Source organism: Elusimicrobiota bacterium (assembly GCA_028718185.1).
GTDB lineage: Bacteria > Elusimicrobiota > UBA8919 > UBA8919 > UBA8919 > JAQUMH01.
On record JAQUMH010000004.1, the window covers coordinates 20,508 to 43,644 of the forward strand.

The 23,137-nt window shown below is 37.6% G+C and carries 10 protein-coding genes; 1 reads left to right on the top strand and 9 read right to left on the bottom strand.

The features are described 5' to 3' along the window. Positions 1-27 precede the first annotated feature (27 nt). The gene (locus tag PHE88_06860) at positions 28-978 is read right to left on the bottom strand and encodes a PorV/PorQ family protein (GenBank protein MDD5687535.1); all 951 of its coding nucleotides are present in this window, start codon (positions 976-978) and stop codon (positions 28-30) included. A 638-nt stretch (positions 979-1,616) separates the two neighbouring features. On the opposite strand from PHE88_06860, the gene PHE88_06865 reads away from it, so the two are divergent. Further along, entirely contained in the window at positions 1,617-2,408 is a 792-nt protein-coding gene (locus tag PHE88_06865) for an AraC family transcriptional regulator (protein ID MDD5687536.1), read from the top strand. Between the two features lie 52 nt (positions 2,409-2,460). Here the strand turns inward: PHE88_06865 and PHE88_06870 are convergent, their stop codons facing one another. From PHE88_06870 to PHE88_06905, 8 genes are all read right to left on the bottom strand, one after another. Next, positions 2,461-5,685 (bottom strand): carbohydrate-binding protein, encoded by a 3,225-nt coding sequence (locus PHE88_06870; protein MDD5687537.1) that lies wholly within the window; start codon positions 5,683-5,685, stop codon positions 2,461-2,463. Between the two features lie 923 nt (positions 5,686-6,608). Next, a complete protein-coding gene (locus tag PHE88_06875) occupies positions 6,609-7,676 on the bottom strand; it encodes a discoidin domain-containing protein (GenBank protein ID MDD5687538.1) in 1,068 nt (355 codons plus the stop codon). A gap of 139 nt (positions 7,677-7,815) precedes the next feature. Continuing rightward, positions 7,816-10,527, bottom strand: coding sequence for a carbohydrate-binding protein (locus PHE88_06880; GenBank protein ID MDD5687539.1), 2,712 nt, complete (start codon positions 10,525-10,527; stop codon positions 7,816-7,818). A gap of 166 nt (positions 10,528-10,693) precedes the next feature. Further along, positions 10,694-13,147 carry an extracellular solute-binding protein gene (locus PHE88_06885; protein MDD5687540.1) on the bottom strand — a complete coding sequence of 818 codons (2,454 nt, stop codon included), beginning with the start codon at positions 13,145-13,147 and terminating at the stop codon, positions 10,694-10,696. 242 nt (positions 13,148-13,389) lie between these two features. Then, positions 13,390-16,059: a carbohydrate-binding protein gene (locus tag PHE88_06890; protein MDD5687541.1), complete on the bottom strand. Its 2,670-nt coding sequence runs from the start codon at positions 16,057-16,059 to the stop codon at positions 13,390-13,392. A 185-nt stretch (positions 16,060-16,244) separates the two neighbouring features. After that, positions 16,245-18,959 (bottom strand): carbohydrate-binding protein, encoded by a 2,715-nt coding sequence (locus PHE88_06895; protein MDD5687542.1) that lies wholly within the window; start codon positions 18,957-18,959, stop codon positions 16,245-16,247. Between the two features lie 91 nt (positions 18,960-19,050). After that, complete coding sequence (locus tag PHE88_06900; protein ID MDD5687543.1) at positions 19,051-21,492, bottom strand: extracellular solute-binding protein; 2,442 nt, start codon at positions 21,490-21,492, stop codon at positions 19,051-19,053. A 168-nt stretch (positions 21,493-21,660) separates the two neighbouring features. Next, positions 21,661-23,136: a hypothetical protein gene (locus tag PHE88_06905; GenBank protein MDD5687544.1), complete on the bottom strand. Its 1,476-nt coding sequence runs from the start codon at positions 23,134-23,136 to the stop codon at positions 21,661-21,663. Position 23,137 lies beyond the last annotated feature (1 nt).

The following is a 23,137-nucleotide window of genomic DNA, read 5'->3' on the forward strand; positions in this document are numbered from 1 at the left end:
CCCTATAACTCTATAACGCTTTTTCTTTTACTCTTTCCCTCCAAACCTTATCCCTAACGATATCCTGTGCGTGTCGCCTAAATCTTTTGTCGGAACAAATGCATAATCTATATTAAATGTTGAACTTTCACCGGCTATCTTAAAACCGCCGCCTAATGTGTATGTCTCTTCGTCATAGCCTATCTTATAGCCTGCCCGGATTCCTATCATCTCGGCTATTACTAACTCTAAACCTATATTCTCTCTTGTTGTTGCACTGTCTAATCCATAATTGACATCGGCTGCTACCGTTAAGTTGTTCTCGCCTTCAAATGCCGATAGCTTCTTGCCTAATCCGGCTTTTATATTGCCGGGTAAATTGTCACTGCCTACTTTACCGCCTATGTTCTGGACTGCTAACCCTAATTGTAATCCGCCTTTTACTGGAACATACTCTACTCCTAAGTCTATTCCAAAACCTGTTGTGTTGTCACTATCTATCTTCTGGCTCGCCATTTTCAAACTGCCACCTACATTTATTGTCTCATCTACCTGTTTGCCGTAACTTATTGCACCACCTATGTCTTTTGCACCGAAAGTGCCTACGCTGCCTACTGTATCATATGCGCCGGCTGCATCTTCTAATGTTTTGTCTATATTGCCATAATTAAGGTACATTATCTGTAAGCCTATTGTGGAACTCTCATTTATTGGATGCCCGATTGCTAAATACTCGTAACTTATTCCTTCAAAATATGATAAATGCATAAAGGATAACTCGGTTGCACTTACTGAACCTAATCCCGCGGGATTCCAATATACGCTATTGACATCTTCAGCAACTGCTACTTGTGCGCCGCCCATTCCTTCCTGCTTGGCGCCTACTCCTACCTTTAAAAACTGCATAGCTGAGCTGCCAACGCCGGCTTGTACATTGCTTGTACATATAATAGGTACAACCAGGACTGCCAACATTACTGCACTTAACATCTTACGCATTTTAACCTCCATTTTCTGAAATTTATTGAAACTTATTGTAATTTGTTGTAATTCTTTGTCGTTTAATTTCTTCTAATTTCTATCTATTTCTATTAATTTCTATAACTATTACCAAAAAATAAAAGAAGCTTACTAAAAATTACATACCTATCTAAATGCGCTATGCACTTTTGGTATATAATTTCTAATACTCTTCTTTTGTTTTCGATAACCTAGCTGGCTTGATAGTTAGATCTTTGTAATTTCTATTAATTTCTACTTTATTTCCATTTATTACAAGATCTATTTTAATTATTTGTCGCTTATCGGCAACCTGTTGGCTTTCACTATCTTAGCCCTTGGTTTTGCGAACTCATCCCGATTTCTCGGGAGCAGCCTTTTCGGATTAGCACTCGCAGGTCGGAGCCACTGCACCGACCGAGAATGCAACCCCGCATTAAGCGGGGTAATCAACATAACTTACTTTCAGTTTCCTCCTTTTCTGTTTTTGGTATAAAATTGCTATTGACAAATTTAAATCTATTTATATAATGTTTATGTTTCTTACTGCTCCTTCTAATAAGAGTATAGCGTACAGGGTAAAATAAGTCAATGGCTGAGATTGTTAAATTGTTGTCTGTAATTGTGGTGACTATCGTATGAAACTAGATTATAACTGGAAAGTTAAAAAAAACAGTAAATTACTTGTTGTCGATACTCTTGACCCATTTCCTGATTGGGAAGTTAAAAAACATTACCATTCATTTGATGAATTAGTAGTTGTTACTAGAGGTTCAGTGCGTGTTGAAATATCTGGAAAAATTATCCAGGCAAATATCGGTGATATTTTATATTATCCTTCAGGATTACAACACAAAGAATTGAATGATGCTAATGATCAGGCTGGAATTATTGTTATTCACTGGAAAAAAAAGGGAAAAGTAGAACTTCCTACTTTAATTCACGATTCAAATAAGAGAGTTTACTCTTTAGCTAACTGGGCATGTGAACAAACTAATTCGAGATATATTCGCAGACATCTACTGCAAGAAAAAATTTTAGATGTTATAATAGCTGAATTGACAAAAATAACTACATACAAAGAAAAACATCCTCTTATTGATAAAATAAGAGTTTTTATGAAAAATAATTTAAAGGAACCTTTAACATTGGGAAAGCTGGCAAATTACGCCGATATGAGTAAATATCACTTTCTAAAAACATATAAAAAACTGATTGGTCTAACACCAATGGAAGATTTAAGAATTATTCGTCTTGAAACTGCTAAAAATTTAATTATTACTACAGATTTGCCGTTAAAATCTATTTTTGCTGAAGTAGGTTTTGCTAACAAATACCACTTTTCAAGATTATTCAAAAAATACTTTAATACACCTCCAGGTCACTTCCGCAAAAAAACAACATTTAATAAAAATACTATTTTCATATAAATATGGATAAATATAAATTCTTGAAGCCGAAACTGATTTTACTCGCTAACCTTTATTTAATTAATCCTATCTTCCCCGCCTTTTTTTTACCCGCAGTGTCTTCTATTTGATAAATATATACTCCTTTACTTACTTTGTCACCATCATCATTCTTACCATCCCACTCGAGCCAGCCAAGGTTACCAAAATCTATCTCTTTGAGTTCACGAACCAACTCACCTGTTATGCTATATAATTTCATGACACTATTCATCGGCAGGTTAGTTACTTTTAACTTACCACTTACCGCAGTAGCAGGATTATACGGATTAGGATATATTTTAATATTACTCAAATCTATCGTTGAAACTAATTCCAACAACGCAAACTTACTCAAGTGATTACTCCCGGCTACCAGCTTGTTCGTTCCACTCTTTGTAGTAGGTAATCCTACCCAACTTTTATCATTATCATCATATCTGCCTATTACTAAATTGTCCTTATTATACCCTGATATTGCACTGTCATCATAAGTTATTGTTATTATTATCCCTTTTACAGGCTGCAGGTTCTTGTCATTTATTATATCTACTCCATATCCAACTACTTTTATCGTTTTGTTATTACTTGCAGGCACTTCCGTAGAGGTCAATGTTAAAGTTGTTATTAATGAAAAGGCACCCAAAGGCACAGTTACGCTTATCTCGCTGTCTACACTGCTGTTATCTCCCATTGGCGTTACTGCTATTCCACTGCTTACCTGCACCATCGGATTAACTAACCTTGTCACACTAAACGGTCTGCCTACATAATCCTGATTAACTAGGTTACTGTCAAACATTGTATACTCCATCTTGTTAGGCCAGAACCGCCAACCTGTCTTACTCGGCTCTATTGTGTAAATACCGCTTGTTAAGCCGACAAACTCATAATTATAGTCCGCTGATAGTTCGTTTGATGTTGTATAATCTGCATCTCTTAACCCGCTTAAACTCATGCTAACTCCGCTTATCCTGTTGTTAGGACTTTTATACTCACTCACTTTACCCCTGATATCGTAAGTCATCGCTGACACATCAGGTGAATCTTTTGTTGTTGTAGGGACAGATACTCCACCGTTTATGTCCTGGGCATCAAAATAATAACTGTAATCACTACCTAATCCGCTTAACTTTGTTGTGTATTTGTATATCCTGCCTACTGTATACGAACTAGTGTCATCAGTAGTAGTCATAACAAACGGGTTACCGCTTATCTCAACCCCACCCTTTAATATATGGACCCGCGGATACCCGCTCTTTGGTGCATTGCCATCTACATCTTTGTATAACACTCTATACTCGTAATTGGTATTCACATTACCGGTCTCGGGATTTACTCCATCTGCACTATAGCCTGTATCACCTGACCATTCTAATACAGGCGGATTATTGGATGTTGTTGTTCCGCCGGGACTGTTGGAGATTACTGACCAGTTCGGCACTTCATCTGCCACTTTAATCCCAAAATAGTAATTTGTATCAGGAATTAATCCTTCTACTACATAACTCTGGTGTGTCTTACTCAAATCCGGAACAGGCAAGTTAAGACATTGTGTCGCTGTTGCCCAGTTGCTTTCTGTTAAATCACTTACACTGCTATAGCGGATATCATATTGTTTTGCTGTCCCTTTTGTACCGTCATCACCTACTGCTGTCCAGCTTAAAGATATTGTTCCGGCAGTTGGATTACTCACTACTAAATCATTTACTACAGCCGGTTTGGTTACATCAGGTTCTACTACTATGCTTATGTAATTGAAATTACCGCAATCAGCGGCACTGCCGGACTCCATTACTAACTTCATTACCTGGGTGCCGGTCGTTAGTACTATTGATTGGGCTAATAATACATCACTCCAGCTGGTCCAGCTGACTGTAGGAATTCTGACAGATTCGGTTTTACAGTATGCTGCTTCGTTATGTTTCCCAAATTCAAGATGTAAAAGACCGCCGGTGCCGCTGCCGCCACGTGCGCCTCGTAATTTTATTTTGTATTCGTCACTTTTTGTCACATTTATAGTGTATTCCAGCCACTCACCGGGTTTTGTCCAGCCTACATAATACCCGCCGCCGGTATCTGTGCAATTGCCTACATCTACATACTCGGTTGTTCTGTATGCTCCTCCTTGATTATCCAGTGTAGTATCATAGTATGCTTCATTCTGACCTGAACCGGCGGACATCACATCAAAATTCTCTGATTCTATTTTTGTGGGTGTGATAGTGCTGGTTGTTATCAGCCAGGGGATGCCTGCAGAATACGCCTGCTGGGTTCCACCCCAGATATATCTTACTTTCTCACCTGCTGTTGCACCCGGTGTGGTGTCATTAGGCCACATTGAAGCGGATGTAGTGAGCCTGCCATGTATGAATATTCGTATAGAATGACCAACAGATTTAGCCCATTTAACTTGGTCAAAAAATGCCTGGTTCCAGCATGTAGGATTATCCCAATTCGGATACTGAACCTCACAAGCGTCACATAGAGATGACCAATTTAAATATGTGCAGGAAAAAACCTCAAGATTTGGGAGCCTTGACTGCCATGCTGTAACATTATACTGATAGTCCGATAGAGATTGTGCACTATTCTGAATTTCAAATGCATTGAATAATTTATTTGCATTAATGTAAACAGTATCAATTCCTATTAAAGAAACGTTAGATGCAGAGTTGGATGCTGAATTGAACGACCATACAAAGACGTCGGGTTGGTCAGTAGGTTTATACTTAGCAATTACATTTTTGCATTTAGTGAAAAAACTATTGGTGAACGCACGCCATGCTGCACCACCATCATTCGGTACTGGTGAGCCATGAAAATGTGGTTCTTCCATTTCTATACCAGCAAGAGTGGGATAGTGTTGCAATACCCATTCTAAGTCCGAAAGAAACTGGTTCTGTGCAGAAGTACTATTTTTAAAAGCTTCATAATCGTCACCGGTATATTTGCCTATAACCATAAAAAAATAAGTTTTTACACCTTTTGAATACGCATAAGTGACACCATCGCCAATATAATCATGATTCCCGTTTTTAACACCTGCTATATAAGCTGGTAGTGGGCCGGACGGAGAAAAAGAATCTGCACCGTAGTATATTGCCTTATCAATGTCAGCTTTATAATTAGTCAAATCAGCCCAATTGTTTAATACGCCCCTTTTGAAAGCTAACACTGCTGATAATGATTGTGCTGTTATAACGCTTATTAATGTCAAACCTGCAAATAAGAAAAATAATTTTATGGATTTATTCATAAATATCTCTGATTAAAATATTTGCAATGTGTAATTGTTTGTCCCGATTTTTATTTATAATGGAATTTGTTATCGGGATTGTGTTCTCGTTCGGTGCAGTAGCTCCGAACTCCGAGCACTAACCCGATTCTTATTTATAACTAAATTTGTTATTGGGATTGTTTTATTGAGTCTCCGGTAGGGGACTCAATAAAACAAAAAAAGAAGCTTATTAAAAATTAGTGTATTTGTTCCCGCCATTACGTCGTTGGCGGGCAAGGATTAGTTTGTTAGTGCTTAGGCTTTCAACCTATCCCACTAACGCACTTGCCCGCCAAAGATTCAGTGGAGGGCTATCCTACTATAACACTATTTTCTAACAACTTCTTTTGTTTTCGGTAACCTTGCTGGCTTGATAGTTTTTAGTCTTGATAACATAGATTAATGGCACGATTATCAAGACCTTTTGCTTATCGGCAACCTGTGTTGGCATTAACTATCTTAGCCCTTGGTTTTGCGAACTCATCCCGTTTTCACGAGAGTAGCCTTTTCGGATTAGTGCTCGGAGTTCGGAGCTACTGCACCGAACGAGAACACAATCCCGATCACATATTCAGTTATAAATAAGAATCGGGTTAGTGCGCGGAATCCGGAGCAACTGCACCGGATGAGTTAATGCTCGGAGTTCGGAGCTACTGCACCGAACAAGAACATAACCCCGATGTTAATCGTGGGCACATGACCCCGCAGTAAGCGGGGTAAACAATATGAAATACTTTTTCCCCCTAACTATTTATATAACACAAAACTACTTTTTTGTCAAGGTCTTTTTATAAATTAATTGCTATTCCTATTATGAAAAATATGCCAATAGCTAAAGTTGCCTTTTTTTTAATTAAAATTGCTATTATATACCATTAAAATATTGCTATACTATCAGATAGTTATTGGCAATATACCTCAAACTCAAACAATGAATATCCGTAATTCGTTCCTCTTGCGGTTCCATTCATCCTGACATACCTACCACTGCCTTTTAACGGTATTTCTTCTATACCACCAATACCGTCTGTCTTTGTATATATTGTTGTCCATTTATTGTCATCATTTGATACTTGTATATCGTAGTCCTTACCATATGCTGCTTCCCAGTTCAGAACTACTTTTTTGATATCGTAAACAGCACCAAGGTCTATTCGTATCCATTGTGGATCACTAGATGCTGATGCCCAGCGTGTTGCCGCATCACCGTCTACTGCTCCTTCTATCGGTGTCGCCCCACTTTCAATAGACGATGCTGTTACAGGTTTTCCTTTTGCAATATTACCGGCAACACTTGCTTGCTTTTTAACAGCAACTGTTTTAACCGGTTTTTCTTCCGCTCCGGCATCACTTTGTGCACCTTCGTATTTTAAAGTAATATAATCAAAATTACCGACTGCTTCTGCACCGTTAGTGTCCATAGCCAACTTCATTACGTGTTTTCCTTCACTTAAACTTACTCCTGTCTTTGTCAGTGTTTGCCAAGTCTGCCAGCTGCCTGTATCAGGTACTGTTATAGGTCCTGTCTTGTCCACATCATCAAACTCTATGTGAAAAGTACCGCCTTTACCACCTGCTGCCGCTTGTATTTCTATCGTATATGTCCCTGCTGTCTTTATATCTACCGTATATTTTAACCACTCACCTGCCGTAACCCAGCCAACATCATAACCTCCGGCAGTACCATTGGTTTCTATATCTACTCCTTCATCAAGACGATATTGTTCCCCATAATTCCTTGCTTCTTTGTCGTGATATCCTACACCTTCTCCGCCCTTGTCAAAATCTTCTGCTTCAATCTTTATATCTGCTACTGACCCTTTCTTTTTAGCAGCAGTTTTACTTGTTTTATCGTCACTTTGCTTAGCAGCAGTTGTCTTTTTACTGATAACTTTCTTCTTCGCCTCAACTTGCCCCACGCAAGTCAAACAAATCCCAAACACTATCCCTAAAACTATCCAGTTCCTCATCTTCAACTACCTCCTTTTAAAAATTATGTAACGCGTAATGTGTGTTATAGCGTTTTAGAGTTATAGGGTTTTAGGGTTTGACTTTAAAATTAGTTGAACCCCATAAACTCTATAACACTACGAACCCTATAACTCTTTTCTACTTTACCGTCACATTTACCTGGCTCACACCGGTTAGATAATTATCATCTACAGCATGAACCGTTATTATGTGTTTCCCTTTTGAATGACCGGCGGTATTCCATTGATATTCAGGACTTGACGATATTTTGACAAGTTTATTATCTATAAAATAACGGTAAGAAACTACAGGGTTGTCTGATTCAGAATTTTTTGTGGCACTAACCGCAATTTTGGTTGTTCCGCCTAATTTGGCATTTTTTAACGGTGCAGTTATTGTAACAGACGGCGATAATTTAAAGAAGTTATCATCAAACACTTTGTCATATTTTGCTCTTTCTTCCGGACTTAAAGCATAGAGCTTAAATATTCCCATGCCAAGACCAGCCATTCGAGGTGATTCTGCACGTAAATATTTTATCCACAAATCAATATCCGCCGGATGACCGTGAAAATCATCTCCACCGCTTAGTATACCTAAGGTTTTACCTTCAAGGTCAAAGTACTTTACCCAGTCAGTATATTTCTTGATATATGTTCTGTATTCCTTGGTCCCCGGGTAAATATATATCTCCGGTTTGTAAAGACTTACTATATCGCTTGCACTAGCCATTAATTCATCAAAAGCATCACCATAATATGCAGCAACTATAAAAAAATCGGGGAATTGTTTTTTCACCCGCCTGAGCGCTGCAATGGATTCTTTGACCCGGTTATCCCAATCCCCGGCAGACCATTCGTCAATTGATAGACCATAATATCCTTCATTGGCAATCTTGAAATAGGTATTATACATTTTTTCTTCAGTGTCAAGATATCCCGGATTATCAGCTTTTGATGCATCATCCCTGCTAGCATATGTAAACGGTATCGGTAGTTTACCTTTTGCAATCATTTCATCGTGCCATGATTTAGTCATCCACTTATAACCGGAAAAATTCATGGTTTCATGAGGTTGCTCGCCACTTCCTGCACACCAATAAATAACATATGGCGGGTTTATAGGTGCAAGATTAGGATTTGGGAATACTGCTCCTTCATGAAAAAGCAAATTATTGTTTGGCGGTGTAAGAGAAATTTTAAAATTATTATCTGATATGTCCCCGGGACTTCCCGTTACATCCTGTACACGTATCTTGCAAGCAATACTATCAGTATCTGGAACTATTATTGTTTCGCTACCATCATTAGCTATATTCGGAACTATTGTTGTCCAGTTAGTTCCACCGTCTGTTGATAAATCTACATTTACATTTCCTACTGTACCTTGCGTTGACCATGTTACTGCTTTCTTACTGCCTGCTACCCAATTTTCACTGCCATTAGGTGCTGTTACTTTTATTTCCGGATTTAGTTGCCCTTCACTTAATATATTAATATAATCAAAATTACCAATAGCCTCGTTACCTACAGTATCCATTACCAACTTCATTATATGTTTCCCCGCACTTAAACTTATCCCTGTCTTCTTTAGTGTTTGAAAATTCTGCCAACTACCCGTATTAGGAACTGTTATTTGTCCTGTTTTATCTATGTCATCAAACTCTATGTGAAAATTACCGCCATTGCCTTCACATCCTGCACTAACTTCTATAGTATATGTTCCAGCTGTCTTTGCATTTATCGTATATTTTAACCATTCACCTGCCATAACCCAGCCAATATCATTACCCCCACTCGCTCCACTATAGGACTCGACATCTACATCCATTTTTTTTCGGTAAGCGTTCTCCGGCTCACCTGTCGGTATATCGCGATACATTGCGTTACCTTTCGTTGTATCGTAATATGATATACCTTGACCGCCATTATCAAAATCTTCGGCTTCTATCTTGCATGGAATCTGAAATGGGACTCCCTTATATGGAACAGTTACACTTATAGCTTTTGTAGTGTTACTAGGACTATTTGATACAACTGACCAGTTTGGGACTTCATCTGCTGTCTTTATTCCAAAATAGTATTTTGTTGAAGGTGAAAGTCCAACAATTGTGAATGCCTCCTGATTAAATACCTGTTGTGCTGCCGGTGTCCCCTGAACTTTAGTTGCAGAATCCCAGTTTGCATCTGTTATCGGCGAAAGTGAGTATCGTATATCATACGGTATATACCGTGAAGCCAGATGATATAACCATTGTGATTGCGGAGTAGGTTTTTGACGATTCATATCATATGGTATATATTTTGCAGCCTGACCATTACTGTTGTCATCGTTGCCTGGAGCGGACCATGTAAGAGTTATTGAATTCGGCGTCGGGTCACTTGTTGCAAGGTCTGTTATTTTGCCGGGTGGTGTTGTATCTGTAAGAGCAGATGTTGTTGCACTCGGTGATTTGGATAATGGAGACCAGTTTGGAACTTCATCTCCTGCTTTTATTGCAAAGTAGTATTTTGTTGAAGGTGTAAGTCCAAAAACAATAAATGATTCCGCAGAACCGGCAAGATTTGGAACCATATTTACTGTAGCCTTAGTAGCTGAATTCCAGTCTGCTTCTGTGTTTATCGGTGAAAGTGAATATCTGATATCATATTTGGCTGCTGTGCCTGAATTACCATCGTCGCCAACAGACCGCCATACTAGCGTGATTGTTTTAGGAGTCGGAAATGCAGTAAGAAAATATGTTATTTTAGCAGGTGGTGTTGTGTCAGCTATACCGAACAAGACACTAACACTTGTAAATATACCCAACATAAAAATGCATACTACTTTCAACAAATTTTGTCTGGACATTTACCCCCCAATGAAAACAGTGCGATAGTGAGATAGTGCGATGGTGCTATAGTGGAACAAGAAGCAATAACAAGTATTAAAAATCTTACTTCTTGCATCTTGTTTCTTGCTTCCAATGTTTCTGACATCGGACATTGGACTTCGGACGCCTCTGCTTTTTTTTATTTTACTCTGCTGTCTTGAACTGCATTTTGGTTAAATATCTTAATTGGTATACGGTGAATCCTATTAATATAAAACCTATTAACCAGCTCATTGCTGTTGCCATTCCAAATCTTAAGTTAAAAAATGCTGTTTTAAATATTAATAATTCCGATACGTTTGTTTTTCCGGCTGGTCCGCCATCTGTCATTGCTAATATAAAATCTACTGACCTAAATGCTGATATAAATGCACCTACAAAACTTATCGTGATTAACGGTTTGATTGTAGGTATAGTTACATTCCATAATTTTTGCCAGATGTTAGAACCATCTATGTCTGCTGCTTCATATAAATCTTCAGGTATAGTCTTTAGTGCAGCCAGATAAATGAGACAACCAGGTCCCACAGATGCCCAAATAATAGGTATTATTACACAAAACATAGCAAAATTGGGGCTTTGGAGCCAATCCTGAGGAAGGATTTTACTTCCAGAAATAAGAGTTAAAATTTTGTTTAATATTCCATTATTTGATGGTTCATAGAAACTTTTCCATAATAATACTACTATTATGCTACTTATTACGCTGGGTAAATAAAATATTACTCTGAAAAATACTTTACCTTTTGGTACTTCATGTAACATTATAGCAAGGAATATTGGCGAGAAAAAACCTAAACCAAGCATTAAACCTGCAAAATATATACTATGCCACAACGTCAGCCAGAATTCTTGATTAAAAAGTACATTTACAAAATTATCTAAACCTACGAAAGTGCTTCCCCCAAGTACTTTGTAATCCAAAAAAGCCATAATAGTACCGCGTATCGTAGGAACATACTGCCACAGTACCATACCAAACACAGCCGGAACGAGTATCAAATATGCAATCCAGTATTTCTTGAATCCCCATCCTGTTTTGGTTCCTTCAGGAGTAAATACTTTCATAATATATATAAACGCAAAAATGAAAGTTAAAAAAATAACAATAGCTAAAGATAATGCCACTTTTCGTCTAAATGCCATTTTCTTCGGCGGAATTATTCCTATCATCTTCTCATTTGTCTTAGCAACTGCTATGTCTAATAGTTCTTTTATACGTTTTTTTGCAACTTCAGGCGGTTTAGTACCAAGTTTTTCTAATATTGCTAATTCTAAAGGTTCAGATACATAACCATAAGCCTCAGCACAGTTTTTACCATATGGCTCAGGAACACCGTTGTATAATGCTTCCTTGTATTTCTCTTCCCACCCTTTAGGTACATATTTTAAGTATTCGGTATAACCATATTTTCTAAGTAGTGCAGGATTAATAAAATTACCGTAACCATTCTCTACATATACTTTAGTGCGAATTTTATCTGCTTCAGGACTTCCCCAAAAATATACAAATTTCCATGCTGCATCAAGAACATCAGGGTCTTTTATTCCTGAAAATATACCCATCATAGAACAATTAAGTTCCGAACCCCTTAATCCGGTAGGACCTTTTGGTACCGGAGCTATTCCGACAATTTGCGGATCTACCTCAGCGATCATTTCTGCATTAAAATAAAATTGGAGCATACCCATCTTACCTGTTTTCCATTTTGTATAATACCAATCAGTGCCATAGAAAGCTGCACCATCAATAGTTTTACCATTTTTCACAAAAGGTTGTTGTATGAGTCGAAGCCAAAAATAAACTGCTTCCACCGCTTCTGGTGTATTAAAAACTGCGTGCCATTCTCCGGTCTTATCTTGTTCAACAAATCTTGCGCCTGCAGATAAAAGTAGAAAATAAAAATTCCATGAAGCACCTCCACCACTTGTGAATTGAGTGCCATAAATGCCTTTTTCAGGATCGGCAATTTTGCGGGCGTATTCTATATATTCTTCCCATGTTTCGGGTGGATGTTCAGGGTTAAGGCCGGCATCATAAAATAAATCTTTACGGTAAGCAAAACCCATAATCCAATTTTCATATGGGACTGCCCACCAGTGTTTAGTCCCCCCATCCGGTCCTTCACGATATACTACCGGGATTGCACCGGGAACGATTCTTTCTTTAAGTTCTTCTTTAGGCATTTGTTCTATAAATTTATCAAGTGGCTGCAAAAACCCCTGTTGAATAAAAAAATCTGACTTTTTAAAATTAACGCTAATAATATCCGGAGCAATGCCGCCTGCTATTGACATAAGTGTTCCATTTTCAGGTCCCAGAACCGATTGATTAGAAGCAACACCGCCGGACTCTATAATTTCTATCCAGGGATATTTTTCTTTGAATGCCCGAAGAACGTGCCTATTACACATTGTTGGCGCTCTTGAATCATCAGGTCTTGGAAGACCGACACTTTTTTCAACAACCAATCTTACTTTTTTGTGGTTTTCCTGTGTATATGAGGGTGTTGTAGAAAAAACATTCAAAAGCGAGGTAATTGTTAGCAGAAAAAAAACTTTTTTTAACAAGAAATGATCACCACTTTTATTTTTCATTTTCCATAACTCCTTTTTTAATATTAATGGACTCATTATAACAAATTTTCTTTATTTGTCAAATAATATTAAAAAAGTTTTTTAATAGCCTATGTAGTGATTAATGTACAATAAAACAAGAAGCAAGTATTCTAAATCTTACTTCTTGCATCTTGTTTCTTGCTTCAAGTGTTAGTACGTCGAACCTAACCCACCACTAAACCGTGCGTGCAAGGACATAGACTAAGGACATTGGATTGTCTTTATAACTTTACATTTACCTGGCTTACGCCGGCAAGGTAGTCATCTGCCACTGCATGCACAGTTATTATATGATTGCCTTTTGAATAACCGGTAGTATTCCATAAGTACTCAGGGCTTGATGATATTTTTACGAGTTTATTATCTATAAAATAACGATAAGACACAACAGGATTACCTGTTTCAGAATTTTTAGTAGCATTTACTGAAATTTTAACTGTGCCTTTAACTAAAGCATTTTTAGCCGGTGAAATTATAGAAACAGATGGTGATTGCTTGAAGAAATCATCATCCATCACCTTATCATATTTTGCTCTTTCAGGAGCAGATAAAGCATAGAGTTTAAATATTGATATCCCAAGACTAGCCATCCTTGGTGATTCTGCACGCAAGTACTTTATCCATAAGTCAATGTCTGCCGGCTGTCCGTGGAAGTCGTCTCCACCGCTCAATATGCCGATATTCTTACTTTCTAGTCCATAATATTTTAACCAGTCAGTCCACTTCTTGATATACGATCCGTAGTCCTTGGACCCGGGATAAATATATATCTCCGATTCATAAATATTTATTATATCGCTTGCACTCGCCATTGTATCATCAAAACCATCACCATAGTAAGCAGCAACCATGAACGTATTTGGATATTGTTTTCTAACCCTCCTTAACGCGTTGATAGATTCCTTGACACGGTCATCCGTTTCCCATGTAACCCATTCGTCTATTTCTATACCATAATATCCTTCCTGTGCAATCTTTAAATATTTATTATACATCTTTTCTTCAGTATCAAGAAACTCAGGATTAGCGCTTTGTGAAGCGTTATTTCTTGATGCATATGTAAATGGTATCGGTAGTTTTCCTTTTGCTATCATTTCATCATGCCACGTTTTGTCAGCCCATTTATAACCTGCATAATTTACCGTTTCGTGAGGCTGCTCGCCGGGACCGGCTCGCCAGGAAATAAGATATGGCGGATTTACAGGTGCGAGATTGGGATTTGGGAATACTGCTCCTTCGTAAAAAAGTAATTTGTCATTTGGCGGAGTAAGAGAAATTTTAAAATTAGCATTTGACGTGTCACTATACTTACCATTAATATCTCGTACCCGTATCTTACAATTACTGCTCGCTTTATTTGGAACTATTATTGGCTCACTACCATCATTTGCTGTATTTGAGACTATTGTTATCCAGTTCGCTCCCCCGTCTGTTGATAAATCTATATTTATATTCCCCAAGTTACCTTGACTTGTCCATGTCACTTTGCTTTGATTACCTGTTATCCAATTCTCCCCGCCGTTAGGTGATGTAACTGTTATGCCCGGTTTTAATTGCCCTTCACTTATTATATTTATATAATCAAAATTACCGGTTGCCTCGTTACCGGTTGTATCCATTGCTAACTTCATAATATGTTTTCCTGCACTTAAACTTACCCCTGTCTTCTTTATAGTTTGCCAAATCTGAAACCCGCCTGTATTAGGAACCGTCATTGTACCTGTTTTATCAACGTCATCAAACTCTATATGAAAATTACCGCCACTACCACCACATCCTACTCTCACTTCTACTGTATATGTCCCTGCTGTTTTTACATTGACTGTATATTTTAGAAATTCATTTGCATAAACCCAGCCAATATCATAACCTCCGCCTGCATCATTACAAGGTTCAATATCAACATCTTCTGCTGTACGGTACGAATTTCCTGAATTACGAGGTGTTGTATCATAATATGCTACGCCTTGTCCGCCATTATCAAAATCTTCAGCTTCTATCTTACAGGGTATCTGAAACGGGATTCCTTTATATGGAGTAGTTATACCTATAGCTTTTGTAGTGCCACTAGGACTATTTGATACGACTGACCAGTTAGGAACTTCATCTGCCGTCTTTATAGCAAAATAATACTTCGTTGAAGGTTTAAGACCAACAACGCTGAATGTCACTTGATTAAATACCTCTTGTGCTGTCGGTGTATCTTTTACTTTAGTTGCAGAATCCCAGTTTGCATCAGTTATCGGTGTCAACGAGTATCTAATATCATATGGTATATATCTTGAAGCTAGACGAAGTAGAAATTGTGATTCCGGGATTGGTTTTTCACGATTCATATCATATGGAATATATCCTGCAGCTTGACCTTTACTATTGTCATCGTTGCCGGGAGTGGTCCATGTAAGAGTTATTGAGTTTGCAGTTGGGTTACTTGCTGCAAGGTCTGTTATTTTACCGGGTGGTGTTGTATCTGTAAGAGCAGGTGTTGTTGCACTCAGTGATTTAGATAATGGTGACCAGTTAGGAACTTCATCTCCTGCTTTAATTGCAAAATAGTATTTGGTTGAAGGTGTAAGTCCAAAGACAATAAATGATTCCGCAGAACCCGCAGAATTTGGAGTGAGGTCACATTTAATCTTTGTAGCTGAACTCCATTCTGCTTCTGTTGTTATAGGTGAAAGGGAATACCTGATATCATATTTTGTTGCTGTACCTGAATTACCATCATTCCCGACAGACCGCCATACAAGCGTGACTGTCTTGGCAGTCGGATATGCAGTCGTAAAATACGTTATCTTGGCAGGTGGTGTAGTATCAGTTATACCAAGTAATACATTTCCCGCAAACATACTTACAAAAAACATACAACATAATCTTAACAATTTTTGCATGAACATTAAAATACCCCCTTTTTGAAATATGCTTCGCGTAATTTATTGTAATTTATAGTAATATGTTGTTTAATTTCTATAAATTTCTTAATTTCCATAAGTTTCAATATTTAATTTTTTTGAACATTGAACCTCGCCCACCACTAAATCGTCGGTGGGCAGGGACATCAGACTAATGACTGTCTTTATAACCTTACATTTACTTGGCTTACTCCAGCAAGATAATCATCTGCTACTGCGTGAACTGTTATTATATGATTGCCTTTTGAATATCCGGTAGTATTCCAGATGTACTCAGGATTTGATGATATCTTTACAAGTTTGTTATCTATGAAATAACGATAAGATACAACAGGATTACCTGTTTCTGAATTTTTTGCAGCACTTACCGCAATTTTGACCGTTCCTCTTAGTTTTGCATTGTTTGTCGGTGTGGTTATAGAAACAGATGGTGATAGTTTAAAGAAGTTATCATCCATCACCTTGTCAAACTCTGCCCTTTCAGGAGTAGACAATGCATAAAGTTTAAATATTGATATCCCAAGACCTGCCATTTGAGGCGATTCTGCACGCAAGTACTTTATCCATAAGTCAATATCTGCAGGATGGCCATGGAAGTCGTCTCCACCACTCAGTATTCCGATATTCTTACCTTCGAATCCGTAGTACTTTATCCAATCAGTCCATTTCTTGATATATGTTCTGTAGTCCTTGGACCCGGGATAAATATATATCTCCGGCTCATAAATATTTATTATATCGCTTGCACTCGCCATCGTATCATCAAAACCATCACCATAATAACCAGCAGTCATGAAAACATTGGGGTATTGCTTTTTCACTCGTCTGAGTGCATTAATAGATTCCTTGACCCGGTCGTCAGTTTCCCATGCAACCCATTCGTCAATTTCTATGCCATAATATCCTTCCTGTGCGATCTTTATATATTTATTATACATCTTTTCTTCAGTATCAAGAAACTCCGGATTAGCACTTTGTTTTGCATCATTTCTTGAAGCATATGTAAACGGTATCGGTAATTTTCCTTTTGTTATCATTTCATCATGCCATGACTTGTCAGCCCATTTATAGCCGGCATAATTTACTGTTTCGTGAGGCTGTTCGCCGGGACCGGCTCGCCAAGAAATAAGATATGGCGGATTTACAGGTGCGAGATTGGGATTTGGATATACTGCACCTTCATAGAAAAGTAACTTGTCATTCGGCGGAGTAAGAGAAATTTTAAAATTATTATTTGATATACCAACAGGACTGCCGTTTATATCTTGTACCCGTATCTTGCAAGCACTACTATCTATATTTGGAACTATTATTGTTTCACTACCATCATTAGCTGTATTAGATACTATTGTTGTCCATTTCGTTCCCCCATCTGTTGATAAATCTATATTTACATTCCCTACTGTCCCTTGTGTTGTCCATGTCACTACCTTTTTGCTACTTGCTACCCAATTCTCGTTTCCATAAGGTAATGTTACTATTATAACTGGTTTTAATTGGCCTTCACTTATTATATTTATATAATCAAAATTACCGGTTGCCTCAGTGCCGGAAGTATCCATTATCAACTTCATAATATGCTTCCCTGCACTTAAACTTACCCCTGTCTTCTTTAGTGTTTGAAAAGTCTGCCATCCACCGGTATTAGGAACTGTCATTTGCCCTGTTTTATCAACATCATCAAACTCTATATGGAAATTACCGCCATTACCTCCACATCCTACTTGTACTTCTATTGTGTATGTTCCTGCGGCTTTTGTATTTATTGTATATTTTAACCATTCACCAGCCATAACCCAGCCAATATCATAACCCCCGCTCGCTCCGCTATAGGGTTCAACATCAACATCTACTTTTTTCCTGTATGCATTTTCCGGTTCACCTGTCGGAATATCGCGATACACTGCGTTACCTTTTGTTGTATCGTAATATGATACGCCTTGACCGCCATTATCAAAATCTTCTAATTCTATTTTACAGGGTATCTGAAACGGGACTCCTTTATATGGCGTAGTTAGACCTAAAGCTTTTGTAGTTTCACATGGACTGTTTGATACAACTGACCAGTTTGGGACTTCATCTGCCGTCTTTATTGCAAAATAATATTTTGTTGAAGGCGAAAGACCGACAACTGTGAACATCTCTTGATTGAATACCTGTTGTGCTGCCGGTGTCCCCTGGACTTTAGTTGCAGAATCCCAGTTTGCATCTGTTATCGGAGACAATGAGTATCGTATATCATACGGTATATACCGTGAAGCTAAACGATATAACCATTGTGATTGAGGGGTTGGATTTTGGCGGTTCATATCATATGGTATATATCTTGCAGCCTGACCATTACTGTTATCATCGTTGGCTGGAGCGGACCATTTAAGTGTTATTGAGTTTGGTGTCGGGTCGTTTGTTGTAAGGTCTGTTATTTTACCGGGTGGTATTGTATCTGTAAGAGCAGGTGTTGTCCCGCTCGGTGATTTAGATAACGGTGACCAGTTAGGGACTTCATCTCCTGCCTTGATTGCAAAGTAATATTTGGTTGAAGGTGAAAGACCAAAAACAATAAATGATTCCGCAGAACTCGCAGAACTTGGAGTGAGGTCACATATAATCTTTGTAGCTGAATTCCATTCTGCTTCTGTTGTTATCGGTGAAAGTGAATACCTGATATCATATTTTGTTGCAGTACCTGAATTACCATCATCCCCGACAGATCGCCATACAAGCGTGACTGTCTTGGCAGTCGGATATGCAGTTAGAAAATACGTTATCTTGGCAGGTGGTGTAGTATCAGTTATACCAAACAATACATTTCCCGCAAACATACCCAATACAAACATGCATACTACAAAATTGCATACTACTTTCAACAACTTTTGCATAGACATTAAATACCCCCAATTAGGTTATAGAGTTATAGGGTTTTTAACTCTATAAACTCTACGAACCCTATGAACACTATAACTCTTTTTTTTATTCCGCCGTTTTGAATTGCATTTTAGTTAAATATCTTAATTGGTATACGGTAAATCCTATTAAAATAAAACCTAATAACCAGCTCATGGCGGTTGCTATCCCGAATTTTAAATATACAAATGCATTATAAAATATTTCTAAATCCAATACATTTGTTGCTCTAGCCGGCCCGCCACCTGTCATTATCAATATATAACCTGCTGACTGGAATGCTCCTATAAAAGCACCTACAAAACTTATTATGATTAAAGGTCTAATTGTGGGAATAGTAACATTCCATAATTTTTGCCATATGTTAGAACCATCTATGTCCGCTGCTTCGTATAAATCTTCAGGTATCGTCTTTAATGCAGCAAGATAAATAAGACACCCCGGTCCGACAGACGCCCAGACAATTGGTATAACAACACATAGCATAGCCAAATTGGGATCTTGAAGCCATTTCACCGGAAGTATTTTACCCCCGGAAATAAGAGCTAAAATTATATTTAATATTCCATTTGGTGTGGGGTCATAGAAACTTTTCCATAAAAGGATCACTACTATACCACTTATCACAGCAGGTAAATAAAATATTACCCTAAAAAATATTTTGCCTTTTGGTATTTCATGTAACATTACAGCAAGAATTATCGGCGAGAAAAAACTTAAACCAAGAATTAAACTTGCATAATATACAGTATGCCACAATGCCTGCCAGAATAATTTATCAAAAAGCACATTTGCAAAATTATCTATACCTATAAACTTGCTTCCCCCAAGTATCTTGTAATCCAAAAAAGCCATAATAACACCGCGAAGTGTGGGAATATACTGCCATATTATCATACTTAATGCAGCAGGAAGAAGTATTAAATATGCAATCCAGTATTTCTTGAATCCCCAGCCGGCTTTGGCTCCTTCCGGCGTAAATACTTTCATAATATATATTAAAGCAAAAATGAAACTTAAAAAAACTACGATAGCTAAAGATAATGCTACTCTCCTTCTAAATGCCAATTTCTTCGGTGGAACTATTCCTATCATTTTCTCATTTGTCTCAGCGACTGCTATATCCAATAGTTGCTTTATGCGTTTTCTTGCAATTTCAGGAGGTTTGCTGCCTAAGTTTTCTATCAATGCTAATTCTAATGGTTGTGATACATAGCCGTATGTCTCAGCGCAGTTTTTACCGTATGGTTCAGGAACACCGTTGTATAATGCTTCTTTGTATTTATCTTCCCATCCCTTTGGAGCGTATTTTAAGTATTCTGTATAACCGTATTTTCTAAGTTGTACAGGATTTAGAAAATTACCATAACCGTTCTCAACATATACTTTAGTGCGTATTTTTTCTGCTTCAGGACCGCCCCAAAAATACACAAATTTCCACGCTGCATCAAGAACATCCGGGTCTTTAATACCTGAAAATATTCCAAGCATTGAACAATTAAGTTCTGAACCTCTTATGCCTGTTGGTCCTTTTGGAACCGGTGCTATTCCGATAAGTTGCGGATTTACTTCGGCTATCATTTCTGACTTAAAATAAAATTGACGCATACCTACTCTGCCGGCATTCCAGTCAGCATAAGCATCAGGACCGTAGTATGACGTACCATGGATAGTCTTACCATTTTTTACAAACGGTTGTTGTATAAGGCGAGTATAAAAATAAACTGCTTCTACTGCTTCGGGCGTATTATAAACTGCTCTCCATTCGCCATTTTTATTTTGTTCAACAAATCTTGCTCCTGCAGATAAAAGAAGAAAATAAAAATTCCAGGAAGCAGCCCCACCGTTTATAAATTGAGTACCATAAATACCCTTATCAGGATTTGTAATTTTGCGTGCGTATTCCAAATATTCTTCCCATGTATCAGGCGGACGGTCCGGATCAAGTCCGGCATCATAAAACAAATCTTTGCGATAGATAAAACCCATAATTTCTTTTGTATATGGAAACGCCCACCAGTGTTTTTCATCAGTCGGTCCATCACGGTACATTACAGGAACTGCGGCAGGTAGAACTCTGTCTTCAACTTCTTTTTTAGGCAATTTCTCTATGAACCCGTCAAGCGGATACAAAAGACCTTCACGGATAAAAAAATCTGATGTAGCGAAACCAAGACCGAAAATATCAGGAGCGAGACCGCTTGCTATTAACATAAGTCGTCCAACTTCAGGTCCCAAAGCTGAAGCACTGGAAGATACACCGCCGGACTCTACAATTTCTATCCAGGGATATTTTTCTTTGAATGCCCGTAGAACAGCCCTGTTGCACATTGTCGGCGGTCTTGAATCATCAGGTCTCGGAAGACCGACCCCTTTTTCAACGACCAATCTGACTTTTTTATGATTTTCCTGCGAAGCAAAGAGTGTTACGCGGAAAATATTGAATAGTAAAACAATCACCGATAAAAAACGTATTTTTTTTATTAATAAATATTTTTTACTTTTCATTTTTCAGTTCTATCCTTTTTTCTTATTAAGTTCTTATGTTTCTTAATACAATTAGCCAAAATATTTATAATGTACAACGTATTTATTATTTTAATCTTACCTATTGCATCTTATCTTTTGCTTCTGATGTTAGACATCGGACATCGGACTACGGACAGTCATTCTTTTCTAAATCATTCTAATAGACACTTTATGTTTTCCTTTATGTTTTGCCGTAAAAAAATATTGTTTAGATTTTTTTCCGTCAATACTGAAAACACCAATCTTATTTCCTGAACCTATAATTTCAATATTCAACAAGGAATCGCGATAACTCAGATTTTTAAGAATAACCGATTTTAATACTTTCGGGATAGCAGGTTTAAATTCAATTCCGTCACATTTAAAATTCATTCCCAGAAGTCCCATAAAAATCATTCGTATATAAGCTGTCGCGCTCCATGTCTGTCTTGAACAGGACTTATATTCCACCATTTTCCCATTTTGTTCCTGTAGTCCGCCGTATATTTCACCGGTATCAGGATGATATATTTCAGCGAATTGACCGTCTCTATAAACAAATTTTGACAAGTGGAATAGCTCGTTGAAAAACATTTCTGTTTTGTTCTCAAACGAAGCGGCAGTTGCCCAAAAACCCTGTATGTGCGGCCATACAGTTCCGGAATGTCTCCCGTAACTTTTTTTACCAATGCCTTTATTTTTATACCGGTCAAATGTCGGCCAGACACAAGGGATACCATTTGGAGTAATATGAATATTTTTTAAAATTGAATTACGCTGGTTTTTATCGGCAACCCCAAAAATAACTGCAAAACTGTTCCCCATTCCCTCCTGGTGTTTACATAAACCCCATTGGTCTATAAAATAATTATATATGCCTGCCTTGGGATTCCAGAGATGTTTATTTATGGATTCTTTTAATTTTTGGGCTTTTTTCTCTGAACATATTTTATTTTTTATCTTTAATTCATCAGACATTTTTTGAAGTAAGACATATCCATAGAAATAAAGACAATTTGTGGATAGTGTGCACATAGGAATACCATAACCTTTGTTGGCTTTTTTATCCGGATTTTCTTTGGTCCATTCAAGGATACAATCTGAGTTACCTGTTTTTGAATAGAAATCAGGATATGCAGCTATACCGTCACCGGAACAGGCAGGACCACGAAAAAGATTAAACGTATCATCATATTCCGTAGATTCATAATACTTTATTGAATTTTGTGCAGCTTCATAGGAAAGTAAAAGAAATTCTTTGTCGCCGGTATAAAGATAATACCACCAAGCACCGATTATCCATATTATTGCATCCCAATATTGATTATATTGTCCGCCAATATATACCTTTTTATCTTTATATTTAAGTACTGATAACAAAGTATTGCGGGTAATATCCGGAAAAAGTAATCCTGTCCCGTTCCACGAATTTACAGCAGAATCTCTTGTCCATGTGACATCATATTCAAGTCCTGCAAGAAAGACCGGTTTTTCTTCTTTTAATAGTCCATCTTTGAATTGAACAATATTTCCGACAATATCACCGATTGCTATCCGGAATGCAGAATCAATAATAATATTTCCTGTTTTAAGATTTGGTAATATGTTGGAAGTTGTTGTTGATGTTGCATTCCCAATAACCATT